General features: G+C 73.8%; 20 protein-coding genes. 5 read left to right on the top strand and 15 right to left on the bottom strand.

All coding sequences use genetic code 11. The features are described from left to right. Positions 1 to 61 precede the first annotated feature (61 nt). Positions 62 to 2,446 (bottom strand): phosphoketolase, encoded by a 2,385-nt coding sequence (locus ACIRPX_RS01390; protein ID WP_404187210.1) that lies wholly within the window; start codon positions 2,444 to 2,446, stop codon positions 62 to 64. Positions 2,447 to 2,493: 47 nt separating this feature from the next. On the opposite strand from ACIRPX_RS01390, the gene ppk2 reads away from it, so the two are divergent. Continuing rightward, positions 2,494 to 3,297: a polyphosphate kinase 2 gene (gene ppk2, locus ACIRPX_RS01385; RefSeq protein ID WP_404187209.1), complete on the top strand. Its 804-nt coding sequence runs from the start codon at positions 2,494 to 2,496 to the stop codon at positions 3,295 to 3,297. A 5-nt stretch (positions 3,298 to 3,302) separates the two neighbouring features. Here the strand turns inward: ppk2 and ACIRPX_RS01380 are convergent, their stop codons facing one another. Both ACIRPX_RS01380 and ACIRPX_RS01375 read right to left on the bottom strand, forming a co-directional pair. After that, a complete protein-coding gene (locus ACIRPX_RS01380; protein WP_404187492.1) occupies positions 3,303 to 4,184 on the bottom strand; it encodes a universal stress protein in 882 nt (293 codons plus the stop codon). A 27-nt stretch (positions 4,185 to 4,211) separates the two neighbouring features. After that, positions 4,212 to 5,117, bottom strand: coding sequence for a universal stress protein (locus ACIRPX_RS01375; protein WP_404187208.1), 906 nt, complete (start codon positions 5,115 to 5,117; stop codon positions 4,212 to 4,214). Between the two features lie 232 nt (positions 5,118 to 5,349). On the opposite strand from ACIRPX_RS01375, the gene ACIRPX_RS01370 reads away from it, so the two are divergent. Continuing rightward, positions 5,350 to 7,050: a SulP family inorganic anion transporter gene (locus ACIRPX_RS01370; RefSeq protein WP_404187207.1), complete on the top strand. Its 1,701-nt coding sequence runs from the start codon at positions 5,350 to 5,352 to the stop codon at positions 7,048 to 7,050. Between the two features lie 82 nt (positions 7,051 to 7,132). On the opposite strand, the gene ACIRPX_RS01365 is transcribed toward ACIRPX_RS01370, so the two are convergent. Next, positions 7,133 to 7,348 (bottom strand): hypothetical protein, encoded by a 216-nt coding sequence (locus tag ACIRPX_RS01365; RefSeq protein ID WP_404187206.1) that lies wholly within the window; start codon positions 7,346 to 7,348, stop codon positions 7,133 to 7,135. Between the two features lie 199 nt (positions 7,349 to 7,547). Between ACIRPX_RS01365 and ACIRPX_RS01360 the strand changes: the two genes are divergently transcribed. Together ACIRPX_RS01360 and ACIRPX_RS01355 are read left to right on the top strand one after the other, a co-directional pair. Continuing rightward, entirely contained in the window at positions 7,548 to 8,012 is a 465-nt protein-coding gene (locus ACIRPX_RS01360) for a cyclic nucleotide-binding domain-containing protein (RefSeq protein ID WP_404187205.1), read from the top strand. Positions 8,013 to 8,035: 23 nt separating this feature from the next. Next, entirely contained in the window at positions 8,036 to 8,695 is a 660-nt protein-coding gene (locus ACIRPX_RS01355) for a CBS domain-containing protein (RefSeq protein ID WP_404187204.1), read from the top strand. Positions 8,696 to 8,735: 40 nt separating this feature from the next. Here ACIRPX_RS01355 and ACIRPX_RS01350 read toward each other — a convergent pair whose 3' ends face one another. Continuing rightward, positions 8,736 to 9,332 (bottom strand): hypothetical protein, encoded by a 597-nt coding sequence (locus ACIRPX_RS01350; protein WP_404187203.1) that lies wholly within the window; start codon positions 9,330 to 9,332, stop codon positions 8,736 to 8,738. Between the two features lie 212 nt (positions 9,333 to 9,544). Between ACIRPX_RS01350 and ACIRPX_RS01345 the strand changes: the two genes are divergently transcribed. Beyond that, complete coding sequence (locus tag ACIRPX_RS01345) at positions 9,545 to 10,246, top strand: response regulator (RefSeq protein ID WP_404187202.1); 702 nt, start codon at positions 9,545 to 9,547, stop codon at positions 10,244 to 10,246. A gap of 120 nt (positions 10,247 to 10,366) precedes the next feature. Here the strand turns inward: ACIRPX_RS01345 and ACIRPX_RS01340 are convergent, their stop codons facing one another. From ACIRPX_RS01340 to ACIRPX_RS01295, 10 genes are all read right to left on the bottom strand, one after another. Continuing rightward, entirely contained in the window at positions 10,367 to 10,759 is a 393-nt protein-coding gene (locus tag ACIRPX_RS01340; protein WP_404187201.1) for a hypothetical protein, read from the bottom strand. Positions 10,760 to 10,837: 78 nt separating this feature from the next. Beyond that, positions 10,838 to 12,241 carry a sensor histidine kinase gene (locus ACIRPX_RS01335; protein ID WP_404187200.1) on the bottom strand — a complete coding sequence of 468 codons (1,404 nt, stop codon included), beginning with the start codon at positions 12,239 to 12,241 and terminating at the stop codon, positions 10,838 to 10,840. Beyond that, positions 12,238 to 12,951: a response regulator transcription factor gene (locus ACIRPX_RS01330; protein WP_404187199.1), complete on the bottom strand. Its 714-nt coding sequence runs from the start codon at positions 12,949 to 12,951 to the stop codon at positions 12,238 to 12,240. The genes ACIRPX_RS01335 and ACIRPX_RS01330 overlap by 4 nt, the downstream gene beginning before the upstream one ends. Before the next feature lie 186 nt (positions 12,952 to 13,137). Next, complete coding sequence (locus tag ACIRPX_RS01325) at positions 13,138 to 14,118, bottom strand: Acg family FMN-binding oxidoreductase (RefSeq protein WP_404187198.1); 981 nt, start codon at positions 14,116 to 14,118, stop codon at positions 13,138 to 13,140. Between the two features lie 30 nt (positions 14,119 to 14,148). Beyond that, complete coding sequence (locus tag ACIRPX_RS01320) at positions 14,149 to 14,415, bottom strand: SHOCT domain-containing protein (protein ID WP_404187197.1); 267 nt, start codon at positions 14,413 to 14,415, stop codon at positions 14,149 to 14,151. 137 nt (positions 14,416 to 14,552) lie between these two features. Next, a complete protein-coding gene (locus ACIRPX_RS01315) occupies positions 14,553 to 16,922 on the bottom strand; it encodes a glycoside hydrolase family 65 protein (protein WP_404187196.1) in 2,370 nt (789 codons plus the stop codon). Between the two features lie 42 nt (positions 16,923 to 16,964). After that, positions 16,965 to 17,840 (bottom strand): universal stress protein, encoded by an 876-nt coding sequence (locus ACIRPX_RS01310; RefSeq protein WP_404187195.1) that lies wholly within the window; start codon positions 17,838 to 17,840, stop codon positions 16,965 to 16,967. Positions 17,841 to 17,979: 139 nt separating this feature from the next. Then, complete coding sequence (locus ACIRPX_RS01305) at positions 17,980 to 19,050, bottom strand: zinc-dependent alcohol dehydrogenase family protein (RefSeq protein WP_404187194.1); 1,071 nt, start codon at positions 19,048 to 19,050, stop codon at positions 17,980 to 17,982. 118 nt (positions 19,051 to 19,168) lie between these two features. Next, positions 19,169 to 20,605: an MBL fold metallo-hydrolase RNA specificity domain-containing protein gene (locus ACIRPX_RS01300; protein ID WP_404187193.1), complete on the bottom strand. Its 1,437-nt coding sequence runs from the start codon at positions 20,603 to 20,605 to the stop codon at positions 19,169 to 19,171. Positions 20,606 to 20,873: 268 nt separating this feature from the next. Next, positions 20,874 to 21,296, bottom strand: a complete 423-nt coding sequence (locus ACIRPX_RS01295; protein ID WP_404187192.1) for an Hsp20/alpha crystallin family protein — start codon at positions 21,294 to 21,296, stop codon at positions 20,874 to 20,876. Positions 21,297 to 21,460: the final 164 nt, after the last annotated feature.

Raw genomic sequence — 21,460 nt, 5'->3', positions numbered from 1 at the left:
GCCCTGTGGAGGCGCGCCGGCCGCCACCGGGTCCCGTCGCCACGGGTCAGCCGTTCCAGGGTCAGCCGTTCCAGGTCCAGTCCGCGACCTCCGGCAGGTCCGTGCCGTGCACGCGGATCCAGTCGTGGTGCCGCTGGCGGGCGTCCTCCATGCGCTGGCGCACGGCCGCGGCGCGCACCGCGAGTCCGGGCACCCGGTCGATGACGTCCATGACCAGCCGGTAGCGGTCCAGGTCGTTGCGGACGACCATGTCGAACGGCGTGGTCGTGGTGCCGGACTCCTTGTAGCCGCGCACATGCAGGTTCCGGTGGCCGGAGCGGCGGTAGGCGAGGCGGTGGATCAGCCAGGGGTAGCCGTGGTAAGCGAAGATCACCGGCTTGTCGGCGGTGAACAGGCCGTCGTACTCGAAGTCGCTCATCCCGTGCGGGTGTTCCTCGCGCGGCATCAGGCGGGCCATGTCGACGACGTTGACCACCCGGACCGCGAGGTCCGGCAGGTGGCGGCGGAGCAGCTGGGCGGCGGCCAGCACCTCCAGGGTGGGCACGTCGCCGGCGCAGGCGAGGACCACGTCCGGTTCGCCGCCGTTCTCGCTGCCCGCCCACTCCCAGATGCCGGCGCCGCGGGCGCAGTGGGCGCGGGCCTGGTCCATGGACAGCCAGTCGAAGCACGGTTGCTTGCCGGCGACGATCACGTTGACGTAGTCGCGGCTGCGCAGCGCGTGGTCGGCGACCGACAGCAGGGTGTTGGCGTCCGGCGGCAGGTAGACCCGGACGACCTCGGGGCTCTTGTTGAGGACGTGGTCGACGAAGCCGGGGTCCTGGTGGGAGAAGCCGTTGTGGTCCTGGCGCCACACGTGCGAGGTCAGCAGGTAGTTGAGGGAGGCGATCGGGGCGCGCCAGGGCAGCCGCCTCGACGTCCGCAGCCATTTGATGTGCTGGTTGACCATGGAGTCGACGATGTGCACGAAGGCCTCGTAGCAGGAGAACAGGCCGTGCCGGCCGGTGAGGAGGTAGCCCTCCAGCCAGCCCTGGCAGGTGTGCTCGGAGAGGATCTCCATCACCCGCCCGTGCCGGTCGAGGTGCTCGTCCACCGGCAGGTGCTCGGCCTGCCACGCCTTTCCGCTGGCGTCGAAGACGGCCTGCAGCCGGTTGGAGGCGGTCTCGTCCGGGCCGACGACACGGAAGTCGCGCCGGGCGGCGGTGTCCTCCATGACCTTTTCGAGGAGGTCGCCGAGGACCCGGGTGGGCTCGTGCAGCGTCGTGCCGGGCTTGTCGACGGGTACCGCGAACCGGTCCAGGGAGCGGATGGGCAGTTCGCGTACGAGCAGGCCGCCGTTGGCGTGCGGGGTGGCGCCGAGGCGGCGGTCGCCCTCGGGGACGCAGGCCAGGGCGTCGGCGACGGGACGGCCTTCGGCGTCGAACAGCTCCTGCGGGCGGTACGAGCGCAGCCACTGCTCCAGCTGCCGCAGGTGCTCGGGGTTCTCGCGCACGCCGGCCAGCGGGACCTGGTGGGCGCGCCAGGTGCCCTCCACGGGCACTCCGTCGACCTCGGCGGGGCCGGTCCAGCCCTTCGGGGTGCGCAGCACGATCATCGGCCAGTGCGTGCGCTCCGCCACCCCGTCCTCGCGGGCCGAGCGCTGCAGCAGCGTGATGCGCTCCAGCGCGGTGTCCATCGCCCGGGCCATCGCGCGGTGCACGGTGGCCGGGTCGTCGCCGCTGACGTGGATCGGCGCGTGCCCGTAGCCGCGCAGCAGCTCGTCGAGTTCGTGCTCGGGCAGCCGGGCCAGCACCGTCGGGTTGGCGATCTTGTAGCCGTTGAGGTGCAGGATGGGCAGGACGGCACCGTCGTGGACGGGGTCGAGGAACTTGTTGGAGTGCCAGGAGGCGGCCAGTGGCCCGGTCTCCGCCTCGCCGTCGCCGATCACGCAGGCGACCAGCAGGTCGGGGTTGTCGAGGGCGGCGCCGTAGGCGTGCGAGAGCGAGTAGCCCAGTTCACCGCCCTCGTGGATGGACCCGGGGGTCTCCGGCGCGACATGGCTCGGCACCCCGCCGGGGAAGGAGAACTGGCGGAACAGCCGCTCCATGCCGGCCTCGTCCCGGCCGACGTCCGGATATGTCTCGGCGTAGGTGCCCTCCAGCCAGGAGTTGGCCAGCACGGAGGGGCCGCCGTGGCCGGGCCCCCAGATGCACAGGGCGTCGATGCCGCGGGCCTTGATGACACGGTTGAGGTGGGTGTACACGAGGTTCAGGCCGGGTGAGGTGCCCCAGTGCCCGAGCAGCCGCGGCTTGATGTGCTCGGGTGTGAGGGGCTCACGCAGCAACGGGTTGGCCATGAGGTAGATCTGTCCGGCGGCAAGGTAGTTGGCGGCACGCCAGTGCAGATCCAGGGTGCGCAGCTCCTCGTCGGTCAGTACGGTGCTGCTGTCCTGGTGTTCGGCCTTGGGCATCAGGGACTCCGGAAGTCATCGACGGGGTGACGGGCGATGGAGGCGGCATGGCCGGGAAGAGCGAGGCGGCGCTGCCGCGCAAGACGTACGAGAAGGAACTGCTGCGCCTGCAGACGGAGTTGGTGAGGGTGCAGGAGTGGGTGCGGGCCGAGGGTGCGCGCCTCGTCGTCGTCTTCGAGGGACGGGACGCGGCGGGCAAGGGCGGCACCATCAAGCGGGTGGCGGAGCATCTCAACCCCCGTGTGGCACGGATCGCGGCGCTGCCGAAGCCGACCGAGCGTGAGCGCACCCAGTGGTATTTCCAACGGTACGTGGAACATCTGCCGGCCGCGGGCGAGATCGTGCTCTTCGACCGGTCCTGGTACAACCGGGCCGGTGTCGAGCACGTGATGGGCTTCTGCAGCAAGGAGGAGCACCAGCTCTTCCTGCGGCAGTGCCCGATCTTCGAGCGGATGCTGGTGGAGGCCGGGATCCTGCTGCGCAAGTACTGGTTCTCGGTCAGCGACACCGAGCAGCAGGAGCGGTTCCGGCGCCGGCTGGAGGATCCGCTGCGGCGCTGGAAGCTGTCGCCGATGGACCTGGAGTCGATCACCCATTGGGAGGCGTACTCCCGGGCGAAGGACCAGATGATGGTCCACACGGACATCAGTGAGGCGCCGTGGTTCGTCGTGGAGAGCGACGACAAGCGCCGGGCGCGGCTGAACATGATCGCCCACCTGCTGAGCACGGTGCCCTACCACGACGTGCCGCCGCCGGTGCTGAAGCTGCCGGACCGGCCGGCGTCGACCGGCTACCTGCGCACGCCGCGCGACCTCCAGAACTACGTTCCCGACCACACGGCCAGCCTGTAAGCGGATCACTGCGCCCGCACCTTCTGCGGCACCACGGCGACCGGGCAGGCGGAGTGGTGCAGCAGCGCGTGGGCGACGCGGCCGAGCTGCATGCCGAAGCGCCCCTCCCGGCGCTTGGCCCCGACGACCAGGAGGTCGGCCCCGCGCGAGAGGTCGGCCAGCACCTTGCGGGCGTGTCCCTCGACGGTGCGGCGACGCACGTCGGCGTCCGCCGGGACCTCCTTCAGCGCCGCTTCCAGCGCCTCCACGGCCCGCTCCCGGTGCAGCCGGGCGGGCTCGCCGGCCATCAGCGGGTGGTCGGTGGTCTCGTGCGCGGGGCACCGCCAGGCCCGTACGGCCTCCAGGGGAACGCCGCGGCGGCGCGCCTCGTCGACGGCGAAGCGGACGGCCGGCGCCGCCTCCTCGTCCTCCCCCACACCGAGGAGGACGCGTCCGTGGGCGCCGGGCACCGCCTGCTTGTCGTGGCTGCCGCGCAGCACGATCACGGGGCAGTCGGCCTGCGCGGCCACGCTCAGGCCGACGGAGCCCAGCAGGAACTCGGCGACACCGCTGCGGCCGCGGCTGCCCACCACCACCGCGGAGGCCGTCCGTCCCTCGTGGACCAGGCCGTACTCGGGCTCCTCGGGCAGCACCACGGGCGTCACCTTCATGTCCGGATGGCGGGCGAGCGCCCGCCGGGCGGCGTGCTCGACGACGTCCTCGGCGAGTACTTCCTCGGACGGCTTGCCGAGGTCCGCCGAGAGCGAGCCGCCCTCGTAGCGCTCCCACAGCGAGGCGTACACCACCCGCAGCGGCACGCCGTGCAGCACGGCCTCGTCGGCGGCCCAGTCGACGGCCCGCAGGCTCGGCTCGGAGCCGTCCACGCCCACGACCAGGGGGAGGTCCATCATCGTTTCGACTCCTCGGGGTTGGTGTCAGGCGTGGGCGACCACGACGACGGGCGCGGCGGCGTGGTGCAGGGCCGCGTGGGTGACGTGCCCGATGTGGGTTCCGATGCGGCTGCGGCGCGCGCGGCGGCCGACGACGACCAGCGAGGCGCCCGCCGAGGCGTTGACGACGTGCAGCGCGGGGCTGCCGAACCGGGACTTCTCGGTGACCTCGACGTCGGGGTACTTCTGCCGCCAGGGGCGCAGTGCCTCGGTCAGGGCGGCGGACTCGCGCAGGGCGACCGAGTTGTGCGCGGCCAGGTCGCCCGACATGCCGTAGGCGTAGTACGGGGGCGGGTTCCAGCCGTGCACCACCGTGAGGGACGTCCCGCGCCGGACCGCGGCGTCGAAGGCGAACTCCAGCAGCGTCTCGTCGGGGTGCCTGGTGTCCAGCCCGAGGACGACGGGCCGGAAGGGCGCGGCGGCCGAGGGGATGCCCGCCGGGTCCGGCTCGTGCTCGTCCGCGGCCTGTTCGCCGGCCCGGACCAGCACCACGGGACGCGCGGTGTGCGCCACGACGGAGAGGCCGACGGAGCCGACCATGAACCCGCCGATCCCGCCCATCGCCCGCGAGCCGAGGACCAGCAGCTCGGCCGCCTCGGCCTCCCTGGCCAGCACCTCGGCGGGACGTCCGCTCGGCTGCTCCGTGCTCACCGCGAGATGTGGGTGACGCAGCCGGACGCCCTCGGCGCTCTCCCGCGGGATGCGCTCGGACCAGTCCTGCATCGTCTCGCCACCGACCAGCGGGGCCTGGGCCATGGGCTCCGGGAGCGGCTCCCGCACATGAACGATCTTCAACGGCAGGTCACGCATCTGCGCCTCGCGCGCCGCCCACTCCACCGCGGCGCGGCTCTCGGGCGAGCCGTCCAGACCTGCCACAACGGTGCGCACCATGGTTCGCCTCCTGATCGGTACCTGTGTCCAGCGTGGCCCGGCGGACGGTCGCCACCGCAGGGGCCGCAGGTCCCCGGCCGGGACCGACCGGCCCCACACTCGCCCGCCGGTCCGGCGATCTCCATGGGCTGAACGGCCCCATCCGCGCTCCGACTTGGCCGACCGCCGCGCCAGCTCTCGCGGCCGGGGGCGGCGCGGTGGATTCTGTGACCAGGGCGGCGAGAGGAGAGGCATGTCCCGCGCCTCGTGGTGGCGCCGTACGGCGCCCGGCCTGGCCGTACTGGCCGGTTACCGACGCTCCTGGCTGCGCGGTGACCTGCTGGCGGGCCTGACCGTGGCCGCGTATCTCGTGCCGCAGGTGATGGCGTACGCGGGTGTGGCCGGGCTGCCGCCGGTCGCCGGGCTGTGGGCGATCCTGCCCGCCCTCGCGCTGTACGCCATGCTCGGCTCGTCCCCGCTGCTGTCCGTCGGGCCCGAGTCGACGACGGCGCTGATGACGGCGACGGTGGTCGGCCCGCTCGTCGGCGGCGACCCCGGCCGGTACGCCACGCTGGCCGCCGCCCTGGCCGTCACGGTCGGCCTGCTGTGCCTGGCGGCCCGGCTCCTGCGGCTGGGTTTCGTCGCGGACCTGCTCTCCCGGCCCGTCCTGATCGGCTATCTGGCCGGGGTCGCGCTGATCATGATCGTGGATCAGCTCCCCAAGCTGACCGGAGTACCGACGACGGGCTCGGAGTTCTTCCCCCAGCTCTGGTCCTTCGTACGGAACCTCGGCCAGGCCCAGGTCGCCACGGTGCTGCTCTCCGCGCTCTCCCTCGCCGTGCTGTTCACGGTGGTGCGGCTGACCCCCGCGGTCCCGGGGCCGCTGCTGGTGGTGGTGCTGGGGACCGCCGCGGTCGCCGCCTTCGGCCTGGACGACCGGTTCGGCATCCAGGCGATCGGCACGGTCCCGGCCGGGCTGCCCACGCTCGCGGTGCCGGACCTGACCGAGATCCCGCGCCTGGTGCTGCCCGCCCTCGGGGTGCTGCTGGTCGCCTACACGGACTGCATCCTCACGGCGCGGGCCTTCACCGGCCGGCCCGAGGACGGCGGCGCGGAGCTGGACGCCAACCAGGAGTTCCTGGCGCTGGGCACCACCAACATCGGGGCCGGTCTCCTGCACGGGTTCCCGGTGAGCAGCAGCGCGAGCCGCACCGCCCTCGCCTCCTCCTCGGGCGCCCGCAGCCAGGCGTACTCCCTGGTCTCCGGTCTGGTGGTGCTGGCCGTCCTGCTGTTCCTCAGCCCGTTGCTGACCAGCACCCCCGCGGCCGCCCTCGGCTCGCTGGTGGTGTACGCGGCGGTCCGGATGATCGATCTCGCGGGCTTCCGCCGGCTGGCGTCCTTCCGCCGCCGTGAACTGCTCCTGGCGCTCGGCTGCCTGGCCGGGGTACTGAGCCTGGACATCCTCTACGGGGTCCTGGTCGCCGTCGGCATGTCCGTGGTGGAGCTGCTGAGCCGGGTGGCCCGTCCGCACGACGCCGTCGAGGGGCTGGTGCCCGGCATGGCGGGCATGCACGACGTGGACGACTACCCGCAGGCCCGCACCGTCCCGGGCCTGCTGGTGTACCGCTACGACTCGCCGCTGTTCTTCGCCAACGCCCAGGACTTCCACCGCCGGGCCCTGGCCTCCGTCGACGAGCAGACCGAGCCGGTCCGCTGGTTCCTCCTCAACACGGAGGCGAACGTCGAGGTGGACATCACCGCGCTCGACGCGGTCGACCGGCTGCGCCGGGAACTCACCGCCCGCGGCATCGTGTTCGCCCTCGCGCGGGTGAAGCAGGACCTGCTGGACCAGCTGGAGGCGTACGGCCTCGCCGACTCGGTGGGCAGGGACCTGATCTTTCCCACCCTGCCCACGGCGGTGGCCGCGTACCGCGCATGGGGCAGGAAGCCCTAGCTAGGTGTATCGCCCCGCGGGATTGTTGAGGCGGGTCGGTGCGCCCAGGGGCCGGCCGGGCCTTCGCGGCAGGCGCGCCGGTTCAGCTCTTCACCAGCGGGCGGCCGGCGGCCGGGCGCGTCCCGGGGGTCGTCGTCGCGGCCGGCGGGGTGCCCGGGGAGCTCCGCTCGGCGCGCCGCTGCTGCCGGCGCAGATACAGCGCGTCCAGTGCCGCGCTGAGCACGAAGGTGACGGCCATGGCGATCACCAGGAGGACGGCGAACTGCCGCCAGAACTCCGGCGTCAGGCTCGTACCCATGATGTTCCCCTTCCTTGGGCTGCACCGGGTGGGCCTTCACCTCCATCGAACCGCCGGGCGCCGCCCGGCACAGGGTGCCGGCAGGGTGGCGCGGGACGCCGGACGGCCCGTTCCTGGGGCCGGGTGGCCCCTGGTTCCCCGCGGGCGGCGGGACCAGGCTGGCAGTGGAAGTCCCGTACGCCTTACTGGGAGGCACGCCATGAACGCTCCCGCCACGATGAGCATGCCGCGGGCGCTGTCCGCCGAGCACCGGCAGCGGCTGTTGCGGCTCGCCCGTGAAGTGTCGTTCCCTGTGGGCGCCCGGCTGTTCGAGGAGGGCGGTCAGGCCGACCGGTTCTGGATCATCCGCACGGGCACGATCGACCTCGACATGCGCGTGCCCGGACGCCGCGCCGCCGTCATCGAGTCCCTCGGGCACAACGAACTCCTGGGCTGGTCCTGGCTGTTCCCCCCGCACACCTGGCACCTCGGCGCCGAGGCGTCCTCACCGGTGCGGGCGTACGAGTTCGACGCCACCACGGTGCGGACGATCTGTGCGGAGGACCCCGAGTTCGGCCGCAGCGTGGCCGAGTGGGTGGGCATGGTCGTGGCGCACCGGCTGCAGGCGGCCCGCATCCGGCTGCTGGATCTGTACGGGCCCTACGGCAGCGGGAACCAGCGGTGACAGCGAGCGTTCGAGGAGGCGTCATGCATGGGTCCCCCCACATCGTGGGCGACGTGATGACCCGGTCGGTGGCCGCCGTCGGCCGGGGGACGCCGTTCAAGGACATCGTGCGGACCATGCAGGACCGCAAGGTCAGCGCGGTGCCCGTGACGGACGGCGGCGGCAGGGTCCTGGGCATCGTCTCGGAGGCCGACCTGCTGCCGAAGGAGGAGTTCCGCGACAGCGACCCCGACCGCTACACGCAGCTGCGGCGCCTGTCCGACCTGGCCAAGGCGGGCTCCCTCACCGCCGAGGAACTGATGACCTCCCCCGCCCTGACGGTCCGTGCGCGGGCCACGCTCGCGCAGGCCGCGCGGGAGATGGCGCGGGCGCGGGTCAAGCGGCTGCCGGTCGTCGACGCCGACGGGCGGCTGGAGGGCATCGTCAGCCGGGCGGACCTGCTCAAGGTCTTCCTGCGCGGCGACGAGGAGATCGCCGAGGAGATCCGGCGCGAGGTCGTCTCGTACCTCTTCCACGCACCGGAGTCCTCGGTGACGGTCGAGGTCCGGGACGGAGTCGCGACGCTGGCCGGCCGGGTCCGTGACACGTCGCTGGTGCCGGTGGCCGCGCGCCTGGTGCGGGCGGTCGAGGGGGTCGTGGACGTGGAGTTCGCGCTCGACGGCCCGGACCGCCCCACCACCTGAGCCGCGCGGTCGCCGCCGGGTTCGCCGGGTTCCGGGCCCGTCAGCCGGTGGTGTGTCCCCAGTGGCGTCCTACCCGCTCCCACTCGACGCCCCACTTCTCGGTGGCGCGGCGTTGCACCCGCAGCCGGGTCAGGTACCCGCCGACCAGGACCGTCGCTCCGGCGGCCAGCGCGACTCCGGTGCCGGCCAGCACCACGCGGGTGGCCGCCTCGGCGGCCGTCACCGGTGGCGCCACCAGACGGCCGTGGCCGTTCGTCCACGCCCGCACCGTGCTGCCCGGTTGCGCGGTCGGCTTCACGTTCATGAACCCGGTGTGGACGGTCGCCCTGCCGTCCTGGACGTCGGTCCAGTGCACGGTCGCCACGACCCGGTCGTACCGCAGGCCGGTGACGACGTCGCGTCCGCTGCCCGGCACGGTCTTCACCAGCACCGCCGTCACCGGACGGCGGCCTGCCCGGTCCCCGTCCACCGCGTGCTGCGCGGCCCGGGCCCCGACGATCCCGGCGACCACCGACGCGACGGCCGCGACCACCCAGGCGGCCAGCACGATCCACGCCTCCACCACATCGCTGCGCCGTCGCAGCGGATTGCTCCGCCACCGCCACCCGAGGACCTTTGCGCGTCTCACCTTCCGCATCGGTCACACCCCCTTACCGGCGCAATGAGGACGGACACACCTAAACGGTCTCACCAGATCACCGCCGAGGGGAGGGGGAAGACCGATCGCCCGGGCCCGAAGCGGTGAGTGGGGCCGGTCGGCCCTAGTGCGACCGGCTCAAGCACGTCATGATCGTCATGACGGACGGCCCGCAGCCCGTGCGTCATACCTCCCGGGATCAAGGGGTCGACATGACCGAAGCACGGACCTTCTCAGCACAGGACCCGATCCGTGTGTTCCTCCTCGACGACCACGAGGTCGTCCGGCGCGGTCTGGCGGACCTGCTGGACGCCGAGCCGGACATCTCCGTGGTCGGAGACGCCGCGAACGTGGAACACGCACTGGTCCGAGCGCCTGCGGTGCGCCCGCACGTGGCCGTCCTGGACGTACGCCTGCCCGACGGGAACGGCATCTCCGTCTGCCGCGACCTGCGCAGCCGGATGCCGGAGCTGGCCGTGCTGATGCTGACGTCGTTCGACGACGAGGAAGCTCTGCTCGACGCCATCATGGCCGGGGCCTCGGGCTACGTGCTCAAGCAGATCCGGGGCTCGGACCTGGTGTCGGCGGTCCGCACGGTCGCCTCCGGCCAGTCGATGCTCGATCCCGCCACCACCGCGCGGCTGATGCGCTCCCTGCGGGCCGAGCCGGCCGAGCCACCGAGCGTGGCCCCGGAGCTCGCGGGCCTGTCCCCGCGCGAGCGGGAGATCCTCGCGCTGATCGGGGACGGACTCACCAACCGCGAGATCGGCAAGCGCCTGTACCTGTCCGAGAAGACGGTCAAGAACCACATCTCGCGGCTGCTGGCGAAGCTGGGCGTCCAGCGCCGGGTCCAGGCCGCGGTGCTCGCCACGCACCTGGAGCAGCCGGAGCCGGAGAGCCGCCCCGTGCGCTGACGGCCGCCGTGCCGCCCTGCTCCGCCTCACCGCGCCTGTCGTCCTGCGGCGCCCCCGCCCGGGCGGGGGCGGCTCACCGCACAGCGCCTGCCCGGTGCGCGGTGGTCGCGGCGCGCGTGCTCACGAGGCCCCGGTCGTCGTCTGCGGCTGCTGCTGGGCCGGCGCGGGCGGCTGGGCCGGGGGCTGCGGTGCCGGCCGCGCGGCCGTGGACGCGCCCTCCCCCTCGTCGTCCCCCCGGGAGCTGTGGTCGTCGTCCTCCCCGGACCGCCCCGCGCCGGACGGTGCCGCGGGGCTGTGCACGGATGCCGTGGTGGGGGGTGCGGGGGGTGCCTGGGCCGCTGAGCCCCCCGGCAGCAGATGCGTGTAGAGGCTGCCCAGAGCCGCCGCCGCGGCCACGGCCGTGACGGCGATCCACCGGGTCAGCCGCCGGCTGCGGCGCAGGCCGCGGTCGCGGGCGAGAGGGGAACCGGCCGGGGCGGGTGCCTGGTGCGAGTCGTCGGGCCGTGGCGCCATGGCGGCACTCCTGGTGATCGGCGGCCGGGTCCGGCCGCGTGCATCTCCAGGCTGCTGCGCCGGCTCCCGGAATCTCGCTCACGTCTCCTTCAGAACCGGTAAAGATCTCGGTCCGCCGCCCCGTCCGCGCCCCTCCGCGGGCCACGGCGGAAGATCCAGTACGACGGTCAGCCCGCCGCCGGGGGTGTCCTCCAGCCGTGCCGTCCCGCCGTTGACCGTCGCCAGCCGGTGCACGATCGCCAGCCCCAGCCCGCTGCCCCGGGCCTCGGGGTTGCCGAACCGGCGGAACGCCACGGACTTCGCCTGCGCGGACATCCCGGGACCGTCGTCGCGCACCCGCAGCCGCACGACGTCGCCTGCCGTACGGCGGTGGTCGACGGTGATGTTGCCGCCGTCCGGCACGGCGTCCACCGCGTTGGCGATCAGGTTGTCGAGGATCTGCTCCAGATGACCGGAGCCCAGGGAGACGGTCAGGGCGGGCCCGCCGGACCCGGCGGTCAGCCTGAGTCCCCGTTCCTCCGCCACCGGCGACCAGGCGGCCACCCGTTCGGCCACCACCTCGTCGACCCGCACCGCGGCCGGACGGGGCGTCGCCTGCTCGGCCCGCGCCACCTCGAGCAACCCGTCGACCAGCCGGGACAGCCGGGCGATCTCCTCCTGGGCGCCGGCGAGTTCGGCCGCGGTGGCCGTCCCGGCCCCGGCGGCCAGGACGTCGAGCCGCAGGCGCAGCGCGGTCAGCGGTGTGCGCAGCTGATGGGACACGTCCGCGATCACCGCGCGGTGCCCGTGCACGAGCGCCTCCGTGCGGGCCGCCATGGTGTTGAAGGTGGCGGCCAGCCGGCGTACCTCGGGCGGGCCCGTCCCGACCTCGGCCCGTTCGTCGAGCACGCCCTCGCCCAGCCGCCGGGCGGAGGCGTCCAGCGTCGACAGGGGGCGGCTGACCCAGTGGGCGAGCCGCAGGGACAACACCGCGGTGGCGGCCAGCCCGGCGACGCCGATCACGGCGGACCAGCCCCAGATCGCCGCGATGCGGGCGTCGAGCGGGCCGGCGGAGCGGGCCAGGACGACCGCTCCGGCGGGCCGGTGCACCTCACCGGCCGGCTCCGCGGCCAGCAGCCGTCCCTCGTTCTCCGGCGGCTCCGGCTCGTGCCCGGCCAGCACGCCCGGCACCAGCTCCCGCGCCTCCTCGGTCTGCGCCGCCGTGCAGGGCGTGGCGGCCACCACGCGCGCGGAGGCGTCGTAGACCGCGGCGCAGTCACCGGCCCGGGCGGCGGCGGCGAGTTCCCGGCGCATGGCGGTGGCCGGCTTGTGGTCGGAGAGGTGTTCCTCGGCCGCCGCGGCGATCACCCTGGTGTCCGCGCGCTGGCTGTCGCGATAGGCGACGCGCTCGCGCGCCGTCATCAGCACCGCCAGCGGCACGACGGCGAGCACCAGCAGCACCGTGGTCAGGACCAGGAGGGTCCAGGTGACCCGGCGGCTCACGACGGCTCCCCGGACTGCCCGTCCGAGGCGGGCGCGCCGAGCCGGAAGCCGTGCCCGTAGACGGTCTCGATCAGACCCGGTACGCCGAGCTTGCGGCGCAGCGCCGCGACGTGCACGTCCAGTACCTTCGTCGGCCCGTACCAGTGGGCGTCCCAGGCCCGCTCCAGGATCTGCTGCCGGCTCACCACCCGGCCCGGGTCGGCGGCCAGGCACTCCAGAATGCCGAACTCCTTCGGTGTCAGCCCCACCGTCCGCCCGCCGACCGTGACCTGCCGCGTGCGCAGGTCGAGGGCCATCGGCCCGTGGCGCAGGACCTCGGGCCCCGCCGGACGCCGGCGGCGCAGCACCGCCCGGATCCGTGCCAGCAGTTCGGCCAGCCCGAACGGCTTGACCAGATAGTCGTCGGCGCCCTCGTCCAGGGCCACCACCCGGTCCGCCTCCTCGCCGCGGGCGGTGACCGCGATGATCGCGGCGTCGGACCGGGCCCGCAGCATCCGGCACACCTCGACGCCGTCGATGTCGGGCAGTCCGAGGTCCAGCAGGACCACGTCGGGCGTGGGCGCCACGAGCGCGGCCCGGCCGTTGCCGACGCCCTCGGCCGTGTAGCCGGCCTGCCGCAGACCGCGCACCAGCGATTCGGCGATGCCCCGGTCGTCCTCCACGACCAGCACCCGCGTCCGTTCGGCCGCGCCGTCGGCCTGGGCGTTCATGCGTGTGTCCCGCCTCCCGGCGATGCTCCCGAACTCATCGCTCCTCGCTCCAGCCTGGGCAGCCTCGGCCCCCGGCGGCAGGGGCCGTTCGTCCTCCTTCCGGCGCCGCCGGCCCACAGGCGGACGACCCGACGGCCGGCGTCGCCGGCGTGGATTCCGCCTCGCCCCGGGGACGGCCGGTGGGCATCAGCGGATCTCCAGCACCTCGTCGACCGGGCGCCGCGGGGTCGCGGTCCCCGCGGGGCCGTAGCCCAGGCGCAGCACCATGTGCACGAAGCCCAGGGCCGAGCGCGGGTCGCGGGCCAGTTCCCGCAGGTCCTCCCGCTCCAAGGAGTGCGAGGTCAACGAGGTCGCCAGCCCGTTGAGCGTGGCCGTCAGCAGCACGCGCTCCAGGGCCTGCCCGGCCCGCAGCCAGTCCTGCGGCCGGTCCCGGACCGTGCCCAGCACGGCCAGGTGCGGCGTGGTCTCGAAGACCGCGGACGGGCGGCCGGGCACGGCCCGGCGGCCGGCGAAGTCGCGGACCGGGGCGCGGCCGCCCTCCTTGCGGGGCCCGAAGGCGGAGTCGGGGATGCCGTCGACGGCCGCCTCGTCCCCGCCCCGGGTCCACCGCCGTATGTCCTCGAACCGCTCGGGCTCCATGCGGTCGCGTCCCTCGACGTCGCGGACGTGCTCCAGCAGGGCCTCCACATGCCACTCGCCGGGGAAGACGAGTCCCGCGCCCTCCCGCCGGGCGGCCTCGCTCAGCTGCTCCTCGACGGCCACCGGTACCGGTCTGTCCTGGAAGGGGTGGCGGCTGGTGTGCCGGCGGGCGATCGCCGGGAACAGCCGCGCCAGGTCGTCGTCCGGACGGTCGGTGCCGGTGAGGCGCACCGCGGCGAGCAGCTCACGGTCGGCCTCGGCGGGGAACAGGACCGTGTCGGTGCGCAGGCCGCTGTCGGCCGCGGCGACGCGGAGGTTGAAGAGCGCGGCGCCGCATCCCAGGTGCAGGGCCCGGTTGTCGGGGTCGGTGTGCGGCATGGCCCGTGCGAGGTCGGCCCGCAGTTCGAGGGTGCCGGCCTCCCGGTGGTGGCGGAACAGCCAGGGCTGCGCGTTGTGCAGCGAGGGCGCGGCCGCGGCAGCGGACACCAGGGCCTTCACGTTCGTCGTGTCGAGTGGCTGCGCCGGCATGGGCGCACCTCCCCTCGGGCGGGCGGCGGGTCACTGCTTGGTGAGGGTCGGGCCGTTCCCGCGCAGCACGTCCAGGCCGCGGCGGTACTGCTCCTCGTCGATCTCCCCGCGGGCGAAGCGCTCGGCCAGCAGTTGCTCCGCCGAACTGGGCGTGGGCGGCTGCGGTGACCTCGATGTGCCGTTCAGGCTTCGGTAGAGCAGGACACCCACGGTGATCAGCAGGGCCCACAGCAGGACCGTGCCGAACGACATGGTGAACCAGCCCCAGCCGTTCATGTCGTGTCCGTTCCAGTACATCAAGGCTCGCTCCCCTCGCTCGCCGTGCGGCGGTGGGTCCGCACGGTCTCGTCCACACCGACAGCCTCACACCGGGCACGACCGGCGAGGGAGGGGCCGTCCGGTCTCGGCCCGGGCCCATGCGGCCCTCGTCGGCGTCACTCCCCCAGCACCAGCCGGCCGGTGTCGCCCGGCTGCAGGCACACGGCGCGGCCCGGCAGCCGGACGTCGATCGGCGAGCCGTCGGACGACGGCACCGCGATCTCCAGCAGCCCGCGCTCCAGCCGCAGCCGCACGCCCCAGTGCTCCTGGTAGCGCAGCGCGAAGCCGTAGGAGGACAGCTCCGGCAGCGGCACCGGATCGAGCCACAGCGCGCCGCCCCTGGTCTCCAGGCCGGTCAGTCCGCGCTGGACGAGGTCGAGGGTGCCGGCCATGGCGCCGAGGTGGATCCCCTCACCGGTGGTGCCGCCCTGGACGTCGGCGACGTCGCCGCGCAGGGCCTCCAGGCAGAACGTCCACGCCTCGGCCCGCCGCGCCCGGGCCAGCACCCAGCCGTGGACCAGGCCGCTGAGTGTGGAGCCGTGGCTGGTGCGCTGCAGGTAGTGGTCGACGGTGCGGCGCCAGAGGTCCTCGTCCAGGCGCACCCCCAGGCGCCGGAACAGGCCGCGCAGTTCGGCCGGTCCGAACAGGTAGCCGAGCATCAGGACGTCGGCCTGCTTGGAGGCACGGTAGCGATTGACGGAATCGCCCTCCGCCTCCAGGATCCGGTCCAGGCGCCGGATGTCGCCGTACTGCTTGCGGTAGCCGTCCCAGTCGAGCTCGGTGAGGTCGCCGTAGCCCTCGAACTGGCTGATGACACCCTCGTGGAAGGGTACGTGCAGACTGCGGGAGACGTCCTCCCACTGTTCGAGTTCGCCGCCGTCCAGGCCGGTGCGCTCGACGAGTTCGCGCCGCCGCGGCTCGGGGAGGGACTCCAGCAGTTCCAGGGCGCGGGCGAGCACCCAGGCGGCCGTGACGTTGGTGTACGCGTTGTCGTCGAGGCCGGGGCGGACCGCGCCCGGGTAGGCGTCGTGGTACTCGTCGGGGCCGACCACGCCCTTGATGCGGTGGCGGCCGAGGGCGTCGTCGTAGACGGCCGAGTCGGCCCAGAAGCGGGCGATCTGCAGCAGCATCTCGGCGCCCTTGGTGTGCCGGAACTCGGCGTCGCCGCTGGCCTCGCAGTACTGCCACACGTTGTACGCGATGGCCGAGCCGACATGCTGCTGGAGGTGGGAGTGGTCGGGCAGCCAGCGTCCCGAGTGCGGGTTGAGGTGCAGCTGCTGGGTCTCCTCGCGGCCGTCGCTGCCGCTCTGCCAGGGGTACATCGCGCCCCGCCGGCCCACCGCGCGCGCGGCGACGCAGGCCTGTTCCAGACGCCGGTGACGGTAGCGGAGCAGGGCGCGGGAGACCTCGGGGAAGTGCAGGTTGAGATACGGCAGCACGAACAGCTCGTCCCAGAAGATGTGACCGCGGTAGGCCTCGCCGTGCAGTCCGCGGGCCGGCACCCCGACGTCGAGGTCGGCGGTGTGCGGGGAGAGCGTCTGCAGTACGTGGAAGAGGTGCAGCCGCAGGATGCGGCCGGCCTGTCCGTCGACGTCCAGGTCCGCGCGGCGCCAGAGCTGGTCCCAGGCCGTGAGGTGCGACTCCAGCAGCTCGTCGAAGCCCGGCGCCCGGGTCACCCGGTCGACGGCGGCGAACAGCGGGTCGCTGATCGCCGGGTCGCGCGAGGTGTGCAGGGCGACGGTCTTGTCGACGGTGACGGTGCGTCCGGGCGCCAGGTCCAGGCTCAACCGCTGGACGGCGCGCGGGACTTCGTGGCTGATCACGGCGGGGACCTCGGCGCCGAGGCGGGCCGCCATGCCGATGCGGAGGTCCGAGGTGCGGGTGCGGCAGCGCAGCCACACGGTGTCCGGTGCGGACGTGCCGGTGTGCACATGGGTGAGGTGACGGCCGTCCAGCTCCCGGTAGCGGGGCACACCGGCGTTGGTGACGGAGCCGTCCAGGGCCGCCTCGACGTCGAGCCGGCCGGAGAAGCCCCCGGCCGTGAACTCGGTGCGCAGTGCGGCGAGATGGGGGTCGGCCATGTGCACCAGCCGCTGCTGACGCACCGTCAACGTCCGCTCCTGGCCGAGGCCGAACGTCGTACGGCGCTCCAGCAGCCCGGCCGACAGCCGCAGGACCTCCCGGTGTTCGAGCACCGTGGCGGTGTCGGGGGTGAGCCAGGACCCGCCGGAGAGGCGGAAGCGCACCGGCAGCCAGTTCGGCACGTTGACCATGTCCTCGTTCTCGACCTGGCGGCCGGACACGTCGGAGGTGAGCCGGTTGTAGCAGCCCGACACGTAGGTGCCCGGGTAGTGCACCTCGTCGGCGACGCACTCGGGCAGCGCTCCCCGCGTGGCGAGGTAACCGTTGCCCAGAGTGCACAGCGCCTCCCGCAGACGGGCGTCGGCGGGGTCGTACCCCTCGTACTCCCAGGTCCAACCCGTCACGTGCGTTCTCCTCTACGACAACACCGCGCAGGCGGTGCCCGGTCACGCCTGCTGCGGCACGATCGCCACCGGGCAGTCGGCGTGGTGCAGCAGGGTGTGCGCCACCCTGCCGAGCTGGAGGCCGAAGTGCCCTTTGCGGCGCCGTGCGCCGACGATCAGCAGGTCCGAGCCCGCCGAGCGGTGCAGCAGCACCTTGCGGGCCGGCCCCTCCACGGTGATCCGGCGCATCCGGACCGTCGGGTGCTCCGCGGCCGCGTCCTCGACGAGGTGGTCGAGCAGCGCGGACGCCTGCTCCTCGTGCTGGTGTGCCGGGTCCTGGGCGAGGCCGGGGGCGTCGGCGCCCTCGTGGGCGGGGCAGCGCCAGGCGCGCACGACGTCCAGGGTGCACCCGCGGGCCTCGGCCTCCTGGAAGGCGAACCGCACGGCCTCACCGCCGGTCGACGGGTCGCCGGCACCGAGCAGGATCCGCTCGTGGGTGCCGGCCAGGCCGGCCTTGTCGCCCCGGACCACGACCACCGGACCGTGGGCGCGAGCCGCCACGGCCAGTCCGACCGAGCCGAGCAGCAACTCCGCCAGCTCCCCGCGGCCGCGTGAACCGGTCACCAGGACGGAGGCGTTGTGGCCCTCGCTCAGGAGTGCGGAGACCGCTTCCGCGGGAATCACCTCGGCGGTCACCTTCACGTCGGGGTTGCGCCGGTGCGCCCGCTCCGCCGCGGAGGCGACGACGTGCTCCGCCAGCACCCGCTGCGAGGAGCGGTCCAGGCCCGCGGTCGGCACGTCGCCCTCGTAACGCTCCCACAGCGAGGCGAAGACCAGCCGCAGCGGCAGGCCGTGCCGGGCCGCCTCGTCCACGGCCCAGTCGACCGCCACGAGACTCCCGTCCGATCCGTCGACACCCACGACCAGGGGCAGCTCCATCGTCCTCACCGCCTAGGTAGATCCGTGCACAGGCTCGTCATGGGGCTCCACCCTCACGGTGGCATCGGCAGACCGGCCGCGGCAGGGGTGGTTCGGCCCTCGTGCCGGGCCGCTCGGCCCAGGCACGGGCCGGGTCGGTTCATGCGGTGGGCAGGGGCACGACCTCGCGCTGCGGACCGCCGAGGACGACCTTGAGGGCACCGGTCTCGCCGGCGTGGGCGAAGACCTCGTAGGCCTCCTCCATGCGTTCGAGCGGGAAGCCGTGGGTGACCAGCTGGGAGGTGGGCAGGCGCCCGGCCGCCGCCATCCGCAGCAGCGTCGGCGTGGAGTGCGTGTCGACGAGGCCCGTGGTGATCGTCACGTTCTTGATCCACAGGTCCTCCAGGTGCAGGGTCGCGGGCTTGCCGTGCACGCCCACGTTGGCCACGTGCCCGCCCGGGCGCACCATGCGCGTGCACAGCTCGAAGGTCTCCGGCATGCCGACCGCCTCGATGACGACGTCGGCGCCGAGGCCGTCGGTGAGGTCGGCGATCAGCTGGTCGGGCGCCTCGCTCGCGTCGGCGACCGCCTCGGCGCCCAGCTTCCTGGCCGCCTCCAGCCGGGACGCGGCCAGGTCCACGGCGACGACGCGCTCGGGCGCGAACAGCCGGGCCGTGGCGATCGCGGCCAGGCCGATGGGCCCCACGCCGACCACGACGACGGTGTCTCCGGGACGCACGCGTCCGTTGAGCACGCCCACCTCGTACGCCGTCGGGAAGATGTCGGCCAGCAGGACGGCGTCCTCGTTGCTCACCGAACCGGGCAGCGCGTGCACGGAGAGGTCGGCGTACGGGACGCGGACGTACTCGGCCTGGGTGCCGTTGATCAGGTGGCCGAGGATCCAGCCCCCACCGCCCCGGCACTGGCCGTACATCGCCTCGCGGCAGTAGCGGCAGCGTCCGCAGGAGGTGATGCAGGAGACCAGGACCCGGTCGCCCGGCCGTACGCTGCGCACGTCGCCGCCGACCTCGACGATCTCGCCGACCGCCTCGTGCCCCAGCACGGTGCCGGGGCGCACCTCGGGTACGTCGCCCTTGAGGATGTGCAGGTCGGTCCCGCAGATGGTGACGGCGTCGACCCGCACGATCGCGTCGGTCGCCGCCTCCAGGTCCGGGTCCGCGACCTCTTCCCAGGCACCCTGTCCCGGGCCGTGGAACACATAGCCTTTCATGTCCGCCCTCACCCTCCTGATCAGCGGGTTCATGGAATCGCCGGTGATGCCCCCGCGGTTCCAGCTTGACCGGAACGCCCGCCGTCCGCACGGGGCCGGTCGGCCCCCACGGGTCCGGTCACCGGACCAGCACACGCTCCCCGGAGCGGGGCACGACGGCCGTCCAGCCCAGCGTGTGGTCGATGCGGTCGCGCAGGGCGGCGGCCGCGTCGGGCTCGCCGTGCACGAGGTAGGTGGCGCGCGGCGGGGCGGCGCCGCGCAGCCAGTCGACGATCTGTGCGGCGTCGGCGTGCGCGGAGAAGTGCGGCACGTCGGCGACCTGGGCGCGCACCGGTACGTACTCGCCGAACATCTTCAGGGCCTTGGCGCCGTCGACGAGGTCGCGGGCGCGGGTGCCCCGCGCCGCGAAGCCCACCACGACGACGGCGTTGCGCGGATCGGGCAGCAGGCGCCTGAGGTGGTGCAGCACGCGGCCGCCGGTGGCCATGCCGGAGGCGGAGACGATCACGGCCGGTCCGCCGGTGTCGGCGATGGCGGCCGACTCCTCGACGGAGCGGGCGGTCCGGAACGGCTCGGGGCTCAGGGCGGCGGTGCCCGCCGCGGTGACCTCCGTCCGCAGTTCCGGCGCCCCGGCGCGCACGGCGTCGCGGTAGACGTCGAGGGCGGCCAGCGCCATCGGGCTGTCGACGTAGACCGGCACCGCGGCCGGCAGCCGGCCCTGGTGGCGCAGTGCGGCGAGCTCGTGCAGGACGGTCTCGGTGCGGTCGAGGGCGAACGCGGGGATCACGACCGTGCCGCCCCGGGCGAGGGCGCGGGTCAGCACGTCCGCGAAGTGGGTCCGGCCCGCCTCCTCCTCGTGGCGCCGGTTGCCGTACGTCGACTCCACCAGCAGCACGTCGGCCCCGGAGAACGGCTCGGCGGGGCGCAGCAGCGGGTGGCCCGGGCGGCCCAGGTCGCCGCTGACCGCGAGGGTGTGCCCGTCCTCCAGGGTGAGCAGGGCCCAGGCCGAGCCGAGGATGTGGCCGGCGGAGTGCAGCGTGACGGAGGTGCCGGTGTCGAGGGTCGCGGGGGTGCCCACGGGTACGGCGTCGACGAGCTTGAGCGTGCGGTCCACGTCCGCGTCGTCGTAGAGGGGCCGGGCCGGCCGGTGCTTGGACCAGCCGTGCTCGTTGGCGTGCCGGGCGGCCTCGACCTGGAGCTTCGCGCTGTCCCGCAGCACGATCTCCATCAGCCGTGCCGTGTACGGGGTGGTCACGATCCGTCCGCGGAAGCCGTGGCGGACCAGCCGCGGCAGGTATCCGCAGTGGTCCAGGTGCGCGTGGGTGACCACCACCGCCTCGATGTCCCCGGCCTCGCAGGGCAGGGCGCGCCAGTTGAGCCTGCGCAGGTCGGCCAGGCCCTGGAACAGCCCGCAGTCGACGAGGACGCGGGCGTGGTCGCTCTCGACCAGGAACTTGCTGCCGGTGACCGTTCCCACGCCGCCCAGGAAGGTCAGCAGTGCGGGTCGCTGGCGTGCCGGTGCGGTGCCGGCCGGGTGCGGTTCGTCGACGGTCATGACGTGCCTCTCCTCCTGGCTGCCGGCCGGGATTCAGGGCCGAAGGGCCCTGGTGCGGCCGGCGGCCGCGTGGTGGGGTGGAGGTGACGGGAAGGGCCCGTAGGAGGCGCGGAGGAGCGGCCGGCAGCCGCGCACCGCGCGATCAGGATCCGCGAGAAGCGGGTGGCGCCCTTCCCGCCGTTCCTGTCCGCGTCCGGACTCGGACAGGCAGGTGCGCGGCCGGCGTACCGGCCGCGCACAGCGGCTGCGGCGAAGCGCCCTGAGGCGCTCAGCTCTGCCGCACGGGGATGGTCTTCGTGGCCGTCTTGGTCTCGGGGACCGGGATCGTGACGGTCAGGACGCCGTCCTTGTACTCAGCGGTGGCCTCCTCGCCCTTGGCCCCGGCCGGAAGCCGGACGGAGCGGGCGAAGGTGCCGTAGTGGAACTCCGTGCGGTGCTTCCTCGTCGTCTCCTCACCGCGCTCGGCCCGCAGGGTCAGAACGCCTTCCGTGACGGTGATCTCGACATCCTTGGCGGGGTCGATGCCCGGGAGCTCGGCCCGCAGCACGTACTTCTCGTCCGCCAGGAACTCCTCGATGCGGATGCCGTGCAGCCCGGCGACCGTGTGCGCCCCGGGGAAACCCGTCTCGACCCAGCCGAACAGGTCGGGCAGGGTCGGCCAGCCCGGCAGTCGCTCGATCATGCCAGCCATGTCTCCCTCCTCCTCTTGTTCTTCGCCGCTTCCAGCCTCCCGCGGCGTCGGGAGGCGCGCGTGGGCCGGTCGGGCCCGGTACGGGCCCCACCGGCCCGGTCGCCCCAACATCCCTGAGGCCACCGCGGGGTGGGGCGCCGTGACAACCGGTTACGCCGACCGTC

Origin of the sequence: Streptomyces sp. NPDC101225, assembly GCF_044767585.1 — a bacterium.
Taxonomy (GTDB): domain Bacteria; phylum Actinomycetota; class Actinomycetes; order Streptomycetales; family Streptomycetaceae; genus Streptomyces.
The sequence above is the reverse complement of the archived record's forward strand: the minus strand, read 5'-3'. Positions and strand labels throughout refer to the sequence as shown.